13 protein-coding genes are annotated in these 12,808 nt (G+C 58.9%); 3 read left to right on the top strand and 10 right to left on the bottom strand.

The window, feature by feature from the left end:
* The 6 genes from BXA01_RS23785 to flhA all read right to left on the bottom strand — a co-directional run bounded on the left by BXA01_RS23785 (position 1) and on the right by flhA (position 6,512).
* Complete coding sequence (locus BXA01_RS23785; RefSeq protein ID WP_016771058.1) at positions 1-789, bottom strand: protein phosphatase CheZ; 789 nt, start codon at positions 787-789, stop codon at positions 1-3.
* 18 nt (positions 790-807) lie between these two features.
* Entirely contained in the window at positions 808-1,179 is a 372-nt protein-coding gene (locus tag BXA01_RS23780) for a chemotaxis response regulator CheY (protein ID WP_024012118.1), read from the bottom strand.
* 167 nt (positions 1,180-1,346) lie between these two features.
* Positions 1,347-2,087 (bottom strand): RNA polymerase sigma factor FliA, encoded by a 741-nt coding sequence (gene fliA / locus BXA01_RS23775; protein ID WP_016771059.1) that lies wholly within the window; start codon positions 2,085-2,087, stop codon positions 1,347-1,349.
* On the bottom strand, positions 2,084-2,914 hold the full coding sequence (fleN, locus tag BXA01_RS23770) for a flagellar synthesis regulator FleN (protein ID WP_016771060.1): 831 nt from the start codon (positions 2,912-2,914) through the stop codon (positions 2,084-2,086). The genes fliA and fleN overlap by 4 nt, the downstream gene beginning before the upstream one ends.
* A gap of 116 nt (positions 2,915-3,030) precedes the next feature.
* The gene (flhF, locus tag BXA01_RS23765; protein WP_024012117.1) at positions 3,031-4,371 is read right to left on the bottom strand and encodes a flagellar biosynthesis protein FlhF; all 1,341 of its coding nucleotides are present in this window, start codon (positions 4,369-4,371) and stop codon (positions 3,031-3,033) included.
* Positions 4,372-4,382: 11 nt separating this feature from the next.
* A complete protein-coding gene (flhA, locus tag BXA01_RS23760) occupies positions 4,383-6,512 on the bottom strand; it encodes a flagellar biosynthesis protein FlhA (RefSeq protein ID WP_016771062.1) in 2,130 nt (709 codons plus the stop codon).
* A 551-nt stretch (positions 6,513-7,063) separates the two neighbouring features.
* Between flhA and BXA01_RS23755 the strand changes: the two genes are divergently transcribed.
* On the top strand, positions 7,064-7,423 hold the full coding sequence (locus BXA01_RS23755; RefSeq protein WP_076566607.1) for a DUF6124 family protein: 360 nt from the start codon (positions 7,064-7,066) through the stop codon (positions 7,421-7,423).
* Positions 7,424-7,569: 146 nt separating this feature from the next.
* Here the strand turns inward: BXA01_RS23755 and BXA01_RS23750 are convergent, their stop codons facing one another.
* Entirely contained in the window at positions 7,570-8,238 is a 669-nt protein-coding gene (locus BXA01_RS23750; protein WP_076566605.1) for a hypothetical protein, read from the bottom strand.
* 264 nt (positions 8,239-8,502) lie between these two features.
* Between BXA01_RS23750 and BXA01_RS27200 the strand changes: the two genes are divergently transcribed.
* On the top strand, positions 8,503-9,615 hold the full coding sequence (locus BXA01_RS27200; protein WP_076566603.1) for a hypothetical protein: 1,113 nt from the start codon (positions 8,503-8,505) through the stop codon (positions 9,613-9,615).
* A 338-nt stretch (positions 9,616-9,953) separates the two neighbouring features.
* Positions 9,954-10,313 (top strand): DUF6124 family protein, encoded by a 360-nt coding sequence (locus BXA01_RS23740; RefSeq protein WP_076566601.1) that lies wholly within the window; start codon positions 9,954-9,956, stop codon positions 10,311-10,313.
* 190 nt (positions 10,314-10,503) lie between these two features.
* On the opposite strand, the gene BXA01_RS23735 is transcribed toward BXA01_RS23740, so the two are convergent.
* From BXA01_RS23735 to fliR, 3 genes are all read right to left on the bottom strand, one after another.
* Complete coding sequence (locus tag BXA01_RS23735) at positions 10,504-10,740, bottom strand: hypothetical protein (RefSeq protein ID WP_076566599.1); 237 nt, start codon at positions 10,738-10,740, stop codon at positions 10,504-10,506.
* Between the two features lie 139 nt (positions 10,741-10,879).
* Positions 10,880-12,019: a flagellar biosynthesis protein FlhB gene (flhB, locus tag BXA01_RS23730; RefSeq protein ID WP_076566597.1), complete on the bottom strand. Its 1,140-nt coding sequence runs from the start codon at positions 12,017-12,019 to the stop codon at positions 10,880-10,882.
* A 3-nt stretch (positions 12,020-12,022) separates the two neighbouring features.
* Complete coding sequence (fliR, locus tag BXA01_RS23725) at positions 12,023-12,808, bottom strand: flagellar biosynthetic protein FliR (RefSeq protein WP_016771066.1); 786 nt, start codon at positions 12,806-12,808, stop codon at positions 12,023-12,025.

The following is a 12,808-nucleotide window of genomic DNA, read 5'->3' as shown; positions in this document are numbered from 1 at the left end:
CTAGAATCCAAGGCTGGATAACAAATCGTCCACATCGTCCTGACCGGACACAACGTCTTCTCGTTTATCGGCATGAATCTGCGGACCTTCACCCTGCGAGAGATGTTTTTGTGGATCTTTTTCAGCAAGCATTGCGGCGCGGTCATGTTCGATGCCCGCAAAGCGGTCGACCTGACTGGCCATGAGCACGAGTTTGAGCAGATTGCTTTCGACTTCGGTGACCAGTTGGGTCACACGCTTGATCACTTGACCTGTGAGGTCCTGGTAATCCTGAGCCAGCAGGATGTCGTTGAGGTTGCTCGACACCGCACGGTTGTCCGTGCTGCTGCGTGACAGAAAACCGTCGACCCGGCGCGCCAGTTCGCGGAACTCTTCAGCCCCGACCTCGCGACGCATGAAGCGGCCCCAATCGGCGCTCAACGTCTGCGCTTCATCAGCCAGACTGTTGACCACCGGCGTGGCGCTTTCCACCAGATCCATGGTGCGGTTGGCCGCGGCTTCCGTCAGCTTGACCACATAGCCCAGGCGTTCGGTGGCGTCGGTGATTTGCGACACTTCCTCGGCCTGCGGCATGTGCGGATCGATCTGGAAATTGACGATCGCACTGTGCAGTTCACGTGTGAGCTTGCCCACTTCCTGATACAGGCCGCGGTCACGGGTCTGATTGAGCTCATGGATCAGTTGCACCGCGTCGCCGAACTTGCCTTTTTCAAGGCTCTCGACCAGTTCGACCGCGTGTTTTTTCAGGGTCGATTCGAAATCGCCCTGTGATGATTCGTTATGCTCCATAGCTCCCCCGCGCATTCATCAGCCGATGCGTTCGAAAATCTTCTCGATTTTGTCTTTCAACGCTTGAGCCGTGAAAGGTTTGACTACGTAACCGTTCACACCGGCCTGAGCGGCCTCGATGATCTGCTCGCGCTTGGCTTCAGCAGTCACCATCAACACCGGGAGGTGCTTGAGTTTTTCATCGGCGCGCACGTGACGCAGCAGGTCGATACCGGTCATGCCCGGCATGTTCCAGTCCGTTACCAGAAAGTCGATGCTGCCGCTGTTGAGCACCGGAATGGCAGTGGTGCCATCGTCGGCCTCGACGGTGTTGGTGAACCCAAGATCGCGCAGCAGGTTCTTGATGATCCGCCGCATCGTTGAGAAGTCATCAACGATGAGGATTTTCATGTCTTTGTTCAATTCGACCTCCAAGCAGTCTTAAACGCGCCCAGCACCTGGACGCGCCACTTCAATCAATCGGCGCAGCACTTAAAGTTTGTCTGGAGCACAACGGATCGAGACCGGCGCCGTTCATCACCGCACCAGCCTCGTTTCGCAGTGTCCCCACACTGCCTTCAGCGCGCTCGCCACTCCCCCAAACGCCCCCGCAGACGGGCCGCGCACTGGCTGTGTAACTGGCTGACCCGCGATTCACTGACGCCAAGGACTTCACCGATTTCCTTGAGGTTCAGCTCTTCGTCGTAGTACAGCGCCAACACCAGTCGTTCACGCTCCGGCAAATTGGCAATCGCGTCCGCCAGCGCCGCCTGGAAGCGTTCATCTTCCAGATCGCGTGACGGCTCCATGTGAGCACTAGCGCCATCCTCGTGCAGCCCTTCGTGTTCGCCGTCCTGCAACAGGTCGTCGAAACTGAACAGGCGACTGCCCAAGGTGTCATTCAGAATCCCGTAGTAATCGTCGAGACTCAATTGGAGTTCGGCCGCAACCTCGTGATCTTTAGCGTCACGGCCGGTTTTAGCTTCAATCGAGCGAATCGCGTCGCTGACCATCCTGGTATTACGGTGAACCGAGCGTGGCGCCCAATCCCCTTTGCGCACTTCATCGAGCATCGCGCCGCGGATTCGAATGCCCGCGTACGTTTCGAAACTGGCGCCTTTGCTGGCGTCGTATTTGGTCGAGACTTCCAGCAAACCGATCATCCCGGCCTGGATCAGGTCTTCGACCTGCACGCTGGCCGGCAGGCGCGCCAGCAAGTGATAGGCAATGCGCTTGACCAGTGGCGCGTAGCGCTCGATCAATTCGTATTGCGCGTCACGCGCCGACTTTTTGTAAAGATTCATGCCACTGGCGGTCATATCACAGGCCCTGCGGTTTGCTGCACGAGACGCTCGACGAAAAATTCCAGATGCCCGCGCGGGTTGGCGGGCAGCGGCCAGGTGTCGACCTTCTGGGCGATGGCCTTGAAGGCCAGCGCGCACTTGGAACGGGGAAAGGCTTCGTAGACGGCGCGCTGCTTCTGCACCGCTTTGCGCACGCTTTCGTCGTACGGCACGGCGCCGACGTATTGTAGGGCGACGTCGAGAAAGCGATCCGTGACCTTGGTCAACTTGGCGAACAGGTTGCGCCCTTCCTGCGGGCTCTGCGCCATGTTGGCCAGCACGCGGAAGCGGTTCATACCGTAGTCGCGGTTGAGCAACTTGATCAGCGCGTAAGCGTCGGTGATCGAAGTCGGCTCGTCGCAGACCACCAGCAACACTTCCTGGGCGGCACGAACGAAACTGACTACCGAGTCACCAATACCCGCAGCGGTGTCGATCACCAGCACGTCGAGATTGTCGCCGATGTCGCTGAACGCCTGGATCAGGCCGGCGTGTTGCGCCGGGCTCAGGTGCACCATGCTCTGCGTGCCGGAGGCCGCCGGCACGATGCGAATCCCGCCCGGCCCCTGCAACAGCACGTCGCGCAGTTCGCAACGGCCTTCGATGACGTCGGCCAGTGTGCGCTTGGGTGTCAGCCCCAGCAGAACGTCGACGTTCGCCAGACCCAGGTCGGCGTCCAGCAGCATGACCCGACGGCCAAGCTCTGCCAGCGCCAGCGACAAGTTCACTGACACGTTAGTCTTGCCGACGCCACCTTTGCCGCCGGTCACCGCGATCACCTGTACGGGATGCATGCTGCCCATGTTATTTCTTTACCTTGTCTTGCATAGACGGAGGCCACATTACTGGCTGCGCGTTCCTGATCGGAACAATGCGTGGCAGACCATCGATGTAGGTACAAAAACTGTTCATGATTACCTCAGCCAACCTGCTTGGTCGGGCTGTGATAGATATCAGCGAACATGTCAGCCATGGCTTCTTCGCTGGGTTCTTCCTGCATTTGCACGCTGACGGCGCGGCTGACCAGTTGATGACGACGCGGCAGATGCAAATCATCCGGAATCCGTGGGCCATCGGTCAGGTACGCGACCGGCAATTCATGACTGATCGCCAGGCTCAACACTTCGCCGAGACTGGCCGTTTCATCCAGTTTAGTCAGGATGCAACCGGCGAGCCCGCAACGCTTGTAACTGTGATAAGCGGCGGTTAGAACCTGTTTCTGGCTGGTGGTTGCCAGGACCAGATAATTTTTTGAGCGAATGCCACGCCCGGCCAGACTCTCAAGCTGCATGCGCAACGCCGGATCACTGGCCTGCAGGCCGGCAGTATCGATCAAAACCACGCGTTTGCGTAGCAGTGGATCCAATGCCTGCACCAGCGACTGACCCGGATCGACGTGCGTCACCGGCACGTTGAGAATGCGCCCGAGGGTTTTCAGTTGTTCCTGCGCGCCGATGCGGAAGCTGTCCATGCTCACCAGTGCAACGTTCTGCGCGCCGTACTTGAGCACATAACGCGCGGCGAGCTTGGCCAGCGTGGTGGTCTTGCCCATGCCGGCGGGGCCGACCATGGCAATCACACCGCCCTCTTCCAGCGGCTCGACTTCCGGTACGGCAATCATCCGCGCCAGGTGCGCAAGCAGCATGCGCCAGGCCTGACGGGGTTCTTCGATATCGGTGATCATCGCCAGCAGATCGCGCGACAGCGGGCCGGACAGGCCGATGCGCTGCAGACGGCGATACAGATTGGCCTGGGCCGGACGGCTGCCTTGCAGCTGATTCCAGGCCAGGGTGCCGAGCTGCACTTCCATCAGCTCGCGCAGGCTGTTCAATTCAAAACGCATCGAATCCAGTGCACGCGGATCGACACCCGCGGAGGCCTGCGCAGGGGCTGCGGCCGGGCGCGTCGGTGCGGCGTAGGTCGGCTCGCTCAGCGGTTCGGCAGCGGTCAGCGGCAGGCCTGCGGTCAATGGTAGCCCGGCGAACAATTGCTGATTGGTGTTGCCGTCGGCTTCGCCACGCAGGCTCAGCTCGGCCTGGGCGGTGACGATGCGCGATTGGGTCTTGCGCAGCTCGTCTTCGAGTTCCATGTTCGGAACCCGTGGCGCCAGCGCCGACAATTTGTAATCCAGAGCCGCCGTCAACTCGACGCCGCCGGCAATGCGGCGGTTGCCGATGATGGCGGCATCAGCGCCCAGCTCATCGCGAACCAGCTTCATGGCCTGACGCATATCGGCGGCGAAAAAACGCTTAACTTGCATAAACCACTACCTCAGCCGTTGGGCCCTACTGTCGCAACGATGGTCACTTGCTTGTTGTCCGGTACTTCCTGGTAGGCCAGTACATGCAGCCCTGGCACTGCGAGGCGACCGAAGCGCGAGAGCATCGCGCGAATCGGGCCTGCTACCAGCAGGATCACCGGTTGGCCTTGCATTTCCTGACGCTGGGCCGCTTCGATCAACGAACGTTGCAGCTTCTCGGCCATGCTCGGCTCCAGCAGAACGCCCTCTTCCGAGCCTTGTCCTGCCTTCTGCAGACTATTGAGCAATATCTGTTCCAACCTTGGTTCCAATGTGATTACAGGCAGCTCGGACTCAGTGCCTACAATGCTTTGGACGATTGCACGGGATACGCCGACCCGCACAGCGGCGACCAGCGCGGCGGTATCTTGACTCTTCGCGGCGTTGTTCGCGATCGCTTCGGCGATGCTGCGGATGTCGCGCACCGGCACGTGCTCGGCGAGCAGCGCTTGCAGAACTTTGAGCAACTGCGACAGCGAAACCACGCCCGGCACCAGCTCTTCCGCCAGTTTCGGCGAGCTCTTGGCCAGCAATTGCATGAGTTGCTGCACTTCCTCGTGGCCGATCAGCTCACTGGAGTGCTTGTACAGAATCTGGTTCAAGTGGGTGGCGACCACGGTGCTGGCATCGACCACGGTGTAGCCGAGCGATTGCGCCTGGGCGCGCTGGCTGATTTCGATCCACACCGCCTCCAGGCCGAAAGCCGGATCTTTGGCGTTGATCCCGTTGAGCGAGCCGTACACCTGACCCGGATTGATCGCCAGTTCGCGATCCGGGTAGATCTCGGCCTCGGCGAGGATCACGCCCATCAGCGTCAAGCGGTAAGCGCTCGGCGCCAGATCGAGGTTGTCGCGGATGTGCACGGTCGGCATCAGGAAGCCCAAATCCTGCGAGAGCTTCTTGCGCACGCCCTTGATCCGCGCGAGCAATTGCCCACCCTGATTGCGGTCCACCAGCGGAATCAGGCGGTAGCCGACTTCCAGGCCGATCATGTCGATCGGCGTCACGTCGTCCCAGCCCAGCTCCTTGGTTTCCATGGCGCGGGCCGGCGACGGCAGTAGTTCCTGCTGACGCTTGACCTCTTCCAGCGCCACAACCTTGGCGACGTTCTGCTTCTTCCAGAACAGGTATGCGCCGCCTGCGGCCAGCGCGGCCATGCTCAGGAACGAGAAGTGCGGCATGCCGGGCACCAGGCCCATCACCGCCATCAAACCAGCGGCCACGGCCAGCGCTTTCGGCGAGGCGAACATCTGGCGATTGATCTGCTTGCCCATGTCTTCCGAGCCGGAAGCACGGGTCACCATGATCGCCGCTGCTGTAGATAACAACAGTGATGGCAATTGCGCCACTAAACCGTCACCGATGGTCAGCAAGGCGTAAACCTTGCCCGCATCGCCGAAGCTCATGCCGTGCTGGAAGATACCCACCGCCATGCCGCCGATGAGGTTGATGAACAGAATCAGCAGGCCGGCGATCGCGTCACCGCGGACGAACTTGCTGGCACCGTCCATCGAACCGTAGAACTCCGCCTCCTGGGCAACTTCCTGACGGCGCGATTTGGCTTGATTCTGGTCGATCAGGCCGGCGTTGAGGTCGGCGTCGATCGCCATTTGTTTGCCGGGCATCGCGTCGAGAGTAAAACGCGCGCTCACCTCGGAAATCCGCCCGGCACCCTTGGTCACCACGACGAAGTTGATGATCATGAGGATCGCGAAAACCACGATACCGACCACGTAGTTACCGCCGATCACCACCTCACCGAAGGCCTGAATCACCTTACCGGCGGCGGCGTGGCCGTCCTGACCGTGGAGCATCACCACCCGCGTCGAGGCCACGTTCAAGGCCAGACGCAGCAGCGTCGCCACCAGCAGAATCGTCGGGAACACGGCGAAATCCAGCGGCCGAAGCGCATATACGCAGACCAGCAGGACGACGATCGACAGAGCGATGTTGAAGGTAAAGAAGACGTCGAGCAGGAACGGCGGTACCGGCAACATCATCATCGCCAGCATGACCAGCAGCAGCAACGGCACGCCCAGATTGCCTCGACTGAGATCGGCAACGTTGGTGCGTGCTGTATTGAATAACTGAGTGCGATCCACCGGTTTTCCCCGTTCCTTTAAAGCAAACTTTTGACGCCCCGAACGGGCGCAGGGCGGCTATTGCAAGAAGCTTTCCAACTTTTGCCGGGGAATGAAATAGAGCGGTTTTACTTGGGATTATCGGCTGATTGGGCTGACCCCTTCGCGAGCAGGCTCGCGAAGAGGCCATCGAATGCGGCGCATTTTTTCGATTTAAACGAAGCTGTTTAAAAGACACCTTCAGACACGGTCTCAAGGCTACAAATCCTTGCGCCATTGCCTACAGGCAAGCCAGAATCCGCCGGCTTGTGCGCCTTGGGGTCGGGTTCTATTGTGGTCCGGTCGCTGACGAATCAGCGATCGGGTTTAGCGACTCGGACCAACTCAGTGCATCAGCGATCGTGGCTTCGTTGCGGGATTTCTCGCCCGCAATAACGTTATGGCGGCTGTATGCGGGAGACCTTCGGGTCTACCGGGGTGCCTGAGACCGGTTCGCTAACCTGCGTACAGCTGCCACCTTCACTTGTTTAGCGACAGGGGGAAAGTGGCTCCATAACCTCAGGAGCTTCACCATGATCAAACCAACACCCAACCCACCCGAATCCGACCCCACCTCCCCCTACGAATCCCTCGACTCAAAAAAACTTCACCAAGCCGCCGACCGCGCCCTCGACCACTACCTCTGCCCACCCGGCTCGACCCCACCACCGTTCAGCCCCCGCTCCATGTACGCCGTCACCGCCGACACCAAAAACGAAGACCTGCTGGCCAACGCCTGCGAAACCCTTGCATCGGCCAAAACCATCGCCCAAGAATTCGCCGGACTGGTCAAACCGTCGCAACGCCGAACATTGATGGGCATCGCGCAACTGATCATGCTCGGAGAACTGGCGGTGAATCGGGTGCTGGATAATCTGGAATTGCCGCAGTAGCAGACATTTGTGACAAGCCTTGAATGAGGCGATCTGGATGTTGACGTCTTCGCCGGCAAGTCCGCGAAGGCGACCTCACAGCCAAAACAAGTCTTCAGGATAAAAAACGCCGCACCGCGCAATCGGACGGCGTTTTTTAATGCGGGTTAACGCGCAGTCAGTATCCGCTTGGGCGCAATGTTGCCGAAGCCCAGTTGCTTGCCATTGACGTATCGCGTCCCCCGCAAAATCTGCTCACCTTCGACCTCAACGAAGTCCTCATCCATGTACATCAACACGACCTTGGTCACTGGCGCAATGACTCCCGGGGCCGTCAGACCACTTTGCAGCAGATTGAGCGCCCAATGAAACTGGATGACCGGCAAATCTCCGATTTCGATCTGACCCGTGTCATCCAGGGATCTGAAGTCTCTGCGTGCAGTCACTCGGAATTTTCGCCCGACCTGCACAAACTCCGGTTTGCCATAACGCACCTGCCGATGAGGGCCGGTTGCCCATTGATCGTTGTAATATCTGGGCGAGGTGAAGAGTTCGAACAGCGCCTGATTATCGCGGATGTTTCCCGCTGCACTGAACAGGTAGTTGTAGGAATAGTGGTTAGCCAAGCCGTCCAGTTCAGGTCTGATCGCGTTGATCGGGTTGTCGAGATAATCCGGGATATAAGCATTGGCCATCTGTTTGAAATGGGTGAAATCCAAGTCCATGTCGAAAGTGACGGTGTAACGGATGGCCCGCTCTTTCGGGTTCTGTTCCAGTCGCCCTGACACATATTCCAGGCCCATGCCCTCGAGTTTCCGGTAAATGCGCTCTGCCATGATCGTACTCTCCTGGTTCGGTAAACTTGCGCCCCTATCTCGATGTCATGGACAGCCGTCCGTCTACTGTAAGAGTTGACAGGTGGATGGCACTTCCAGACCAACGCTCTCTCGACGACGTAGCCAACCAAGAGAGGACATCTGCAAACCACCGCTCATCGGAAATACTCGATCACCTGTCAGATCTGACAGTGGCAAGAATTCCTGCTTCCTGCATCAAATGGATGCCATTCCAGGCAATCACTAGAACGCAGGAGACACACCATGAACTCAGTTTCAGCAGACACCGATCCAGTGGCGCCAAAAGTACTTGAAGCACATGGCTCTGCGGGCGATCAACTTGACTTCGATCATGTCTATTTCGCCCGATACGTCACTGCTCAAGTTCCGCACTTCACCGGCATGGCCCGCGGCCATACGGTTCGCATCACTTGGGAAAACCCTCGGCACACCTACCACTCGCAGGTGATCACCGTGGGAACCCCTGGCACTATCGACATCCGCATTCCACGCATGGAGGTGATCGATAGCATTGGCCACACGGTGAAGGTCTTTTACACGGTACGTACGGCCCCGGGCACGACCTTGATTCCTTCGCGCTATTTGCTGCTGCACATTCTCCCTCAGCCATTCGATCTCCTGGCACCGACCCTGTCGAGTGATCAGAAAACTGTCAGCGTCAACTACGCAGGCATGACGACTGGCTATACTGTACGTGTGCGCGCTACCGCCAACACGCGATGGGAAAGTGATACGCGACCTGTTCAGGCAGGTGTCACGCCAGTCTTTACACTTCCTTCTGACTGGCTGACAAACAATCGCGGCGCCAATGCCCTGATCAATTACACCGTGTACAAATCGGGAAGTGGTGAGCGCTTGATGTTTTCGAAGGTGTTGAGGGTGCGGGTAGGCGAGGCGGTTCCTGAGCCGATACTCTTTGAGAATTTTGATGGCCAACCCCATAGCAGCATTACCGTTGGCCAGAGCATCAGTATCACGAGCATGACCATCACACTCACCTCCGGAGCGGGTACAACCGGCATTCAAACTTACAGTAGTCCCATAGCAGGGATGCTCAGCGGCCCAGCTATCGTGACAAACGCCGGCAATGAGCTTCCGACAGGGCAGCAACTGATCACGCTTAGTCTCAAATCAGCCTACTCTCGAGTCAGATTTGCATACACCTATCAACGAAACGCTGCGGAAATCCGCTTTTCCGACAACGCTGGAAATGTGGGATCGAGAAACCTTCCTGCAGACGTCTCTAACAGCCATAAGTGGATTGACTTTACTGCACCCGCTGGCAGGAAGATAACTTCCATTCAAATCGTATCAAGAGACTGGTCTTACCTGGATCACTTTCAATTCTGGGTTTGAATACTGGCGTGGGTCTGATCCGGACAACTGGGCAGTCAAGCAGAAAAGGGGGACGGATTTATTTGACCAATGAATTAAACAGGGGGGTCGGATTCTATTGTGGTCCGGTCGCTGACGAATCAGCGATCGGGTTTAGCGACTCGAACTCAAGTCAAAGATGCATCGGCGTTCCAGGCTCCGTTGCGGATCTGTATGTTCGCGATTTCGTCATGGTGGCTGTATGCGGGAGACCTTCGGGTCTGCCGGGTGCCTTTGACCGGTTCGCTAACCCGCGTACAGCCGCCACCCTCCCTGTTTAGCGACAAGTTGTCGCGGCTCCATTTCAAAGGAGCTTCACCATGATCAAACCAACACCCAACCCGCCCGAATCCGACCCCACCTCCCCCTACGAATCCCTCGATTCAAAAAAACTCCACCAAGCCGCCGACCGCGCCCTCGACCACTACCTCTGCCCCCCCGGCTCGACCCCACCGCCGTTCAGCCCCCGCGCCATGTACGCCGTCACCGCCGACACAAAAAACGAAGACCTGCTGGCCAACGCCTGCGAGACGCTTGCGTCGGCCAAAACCATCGCTCAGGAATTCGCCGAATTGGTCAAGCCGTCGCAGCGCCGGACGCTGATGGGGATTGCGCAGTTGATCATGCTCGGAGAACTGGCGGTGAATCGGGTGCTGGATAATCTGGAGTTGCCGCAGTAGCGCATCCCCTGATGCTCGTTCCCACGCTCTGCGTGGGAACGCCTCAACGGACGCTCCGCGTTCAGCTTCGGAAGGGACGCGGAGCGTCCCGGGATGCATTCCCACGCAGAGCGTGGGGACGATCAGAAAAAACGCCGCATCGTTGAATCGGGGCGGCGGTTTTTCGTTTCGGGGCCTTGCGATCGGTTGCTCAATACCAAAGGATTTTCACTTTTCCATTCTTGGTCCTGGGCGATTCGAACTCGACTTCGCCGCCCACTTTGACCTTCGCATGCAGGGCATCAGACACTGGAATGCTGAACCGGTACTCTTTGGCCGTCAGAAAAAAACCCGTGGCTTCGGCAAGGACAGGCATCGTCCCGAGGGCTTCGGCGTGATGGTGCCTTTGCCGGTTTTTTCCATCGTAGCGGCTGAAAATACCTTTCATCATCGTGCTCCTTGCACTCGCTAGCCTGACCGCGCCAGGTTAGCGGTTTCACCTTGCATCAAACTGCAAAATCACGGCGACTGCACCTGTCAGAGTTGACAGTGAAAGGCTATCTCAGACCAATGGCTGCAGGGCAACGTCAAGAATCCCGACGCAAATCCGGCGGAATCGGCAAATCATCCTTCAACGGATCCGGACGCTTGCCCTTGCCCGCCTGGTGTTGGCGGATCTGGTAGACGTAGGCCAATACCTGCGCCACTGCCAGATACAGCCCGCCAGGAATTTCCTGCTCAAGCTCAGTTGAGTAATAGATCGAGCGCGCCAGCGCAGGCGACTCGAGCAGCATGACGTTGTTGGCCACGGCAATCTCGCGGATTTTCAGGGCGATGAAGTCGCTGCCCTTGGCCAGCAGCACCGGTGCGCCGCCCTTCTCCGAGTCGTACTTGAGCGCGACCGCGTAGTGGGTCGGGTTGGTGATGACCACGTCGGCTTCGGGAATCGCCGCCATCATCCGTCGCTGGGACATTTCGCGCTGGGTCTGGCGGATGCGTTGCTTGACCTCGGGGCGGCCTTCTTGGTCCTTGTGTTCGTCGCGCACTTCCTGCTTGGTCATCAGCAGTTTCTTGTGCGCTTCCCAGAGCTGCACCGGTACGTCGACGGCGGCGATGATGATCAGACCGCAGGCCAGCCACAGCGTGCTCCAGCCCACCAGCAAAACGCTGTGAATGATCGCCATGTCCAGTGGTTCGTGGGCGATGCGCAGAAGATCATCGACGTCGGCGGACAGCACCAACAGTGCCACACCCAAAGTAATCAAAAACTTCGCCAGGGCTTTGAGCAGTTCGACCACAGCCTTGAACGAGAACATGCGTTTGAGGCCGGCGGCCGGGTTCATCCGGCTGAATTTGGGCGCCAGCGACTTTGCGGCGAACAGCCATCCACCGAGGGAGATCGGCCCGATGATGGCGGCGAGCAACAGGGTGATCATTACCGGCTGAATCGCCAGCAAGGCGATCAGGCCCGACTCCAGCAAGAACCGGCCCATCGCGCCCTGGTCCATGACCACTTCGCGGGACAGGGTGAAGTTCAGGCGCATCACGTCCATCATTTCTTGCGCAAGCATGCCGCCGAAAATCAGCAGCGCAGAGGCGCCGGCCATCATCACGGCGAGGGTGTTGAGCTCTTTGGAACGGGCGATCTCACCCTTCTCACGGGAGTCCTTTTTGCGCTTCTCCGTGGGGTCTTCCGTTTTGTCCTGACCGCTTTCGCTCTCTGCCATGACTCAGCGCGCCCGTGCCAGTTCGCGTAGCAACTGCAAGGCCTCGCTGGCCAGCGGTTGATACTGGTTGAGAATGTCCGCCAGGCCCACCCAGACGATGAACAGGCCGAGCACCAGGGTCAGCGGAAAACCGATCGAGAAGATGTTCAGTTGCGGCGCGGCGCGGGTCATCACGCCGAAGGCGATGTTGACTACCAACAGTGCGGTGACGGCCGGCAACACCAGCAGCAGCGCGGCGCCGAGGACCCAGCCGAGTTTGCCGGCCAGTTCCCAGTAATGCGCAACCATCAAACCGCCGCCGACCGGCAGCGTGGTGAAGCTTTCAGTGAGGACTTCGAACACCACCAGATGGCCGTTCATCGACAGGAACAGCAACGTCACCAGCATGGTGAAGAACTGCCCGATCACCGCCACCGAAACGCCGTTGGTAGGGTCGATCATCGAGGCGAAGCCCATGCCCATCTGGATCGCAACAATCTGCCCGGCGACGGCGAAAGCCTGGAAGAACAGTTGCAGGGAAAAGCCGAGCACGGCGCCCACCAGAATCTGCTCGCCGATCAGCAACAGGCCGCTGAGATCCAGCGGGCTGACGGCGGGCATCGGCGGCAGCGCCGGGGTGATGACCACGGTGATCGCCACGGCGAAATACAGGCGCACGCGACGCGGGATCAGGGTGGTGCCGAACACCGGCATGACCATCAGCATCGACGCCACGCGAAACAGCGGCAACATGAACGACGCCACCCAGGTGCTGATCTGGGTGTCGGTCAGCTGAAGCAACGATTGCAT

The organism is Pseudomonas sp. B10 (assembly GCF_900156235.1).
Classification (GTDB): Bacteria; Pseudomonadota; Gammaproteobacteria; order Pseudomonadales; family Pseudomonadaceae; genus Aquipseudomonas; species Aquipseudomonas siliginis.
This window is presented reverse-complemented; position numbering and strand designations above follow the sequence as displayed.

Coding starts and splice junctions, on each gene's coding strand:
- BXA01_RS23785 (WP_016771058.1), bottom strand. CDS start 789: ATGGAGCATAACGAATCATCACAGGGCGATTTCGAATCGACCCTGAAA.
- BXA01_RS23780 (WP_024012118.1), bottom strand. CDS start 1,179: ATGAAAATCCTCATCGTTGATGACTTCTCAACGATGCGGCGGATCATC.
- fliA (WP_016771059.1), bottom strand. CDS start 2,087: ATGACCGCCAGTGGCATGAATCTTTACAAAAAGTCGGCGCGTGACGCG.
- fleN (WP_016771060.1), bottom strand. CDS start 2,914: ATGGGCAGCATGCATCCCGTACAGGTGATCGCGGTGACCGGCGGCAAA.
- flhF (WP_024012117.1), bottom strand. CDS start 4,371: ATGCAAGTTAAGCGTTTTTTCGCCGCCGATATGCGTCAGGCCATGAAG.
- BXA01_RS23755 (WP_076566607.1), top strand. CDS start 7,064: ATGATCAAACCAACACCCAACCCACCCGAATCCGACCCCACCTCCCCC.
- BXA01_RS23750 (WP_076566605.1), bottom strand. CDS start 8,238: ATGGCAGAGCGCATTTACCGGAAACTCGAGGGCATGGGCCTGGAATAT.
- BXA01_RS27200 (WP_076566603.1), top strand. CDS start 8,503: ATGAACTCAGTTTCAGCAGACACCGATCCAGTGGCGCCAAAAGTACTT.
- BXA01_RS23740 (WP_076566601.1), top strand. CDS start 9,954: ATGATCAAACCAACACCCAACCCGCCCGAATCCGACCCCACCTCCCCC.
- BXA01_RS23735 (WP_076566599.1), bottom strand. CDS start 10,740: ATGAAAGGTATTTTCAGCCGCTACGATGGAAAAAACCGGCAAAGGCAC.
- flhB (WP_076566597.1), bottom strand. CDS start 12,019: ATGGCAGAGAGCGAAAGCGGTCAGGACAAAACGGAAGACCCCACGGAG.
- fliR (WP_016771066.1), bottom strand. CDS start 12,808: ATGCAATCGTTGCTTCAGCTGACCGACACCCAGATCAGCACCTGGGTG.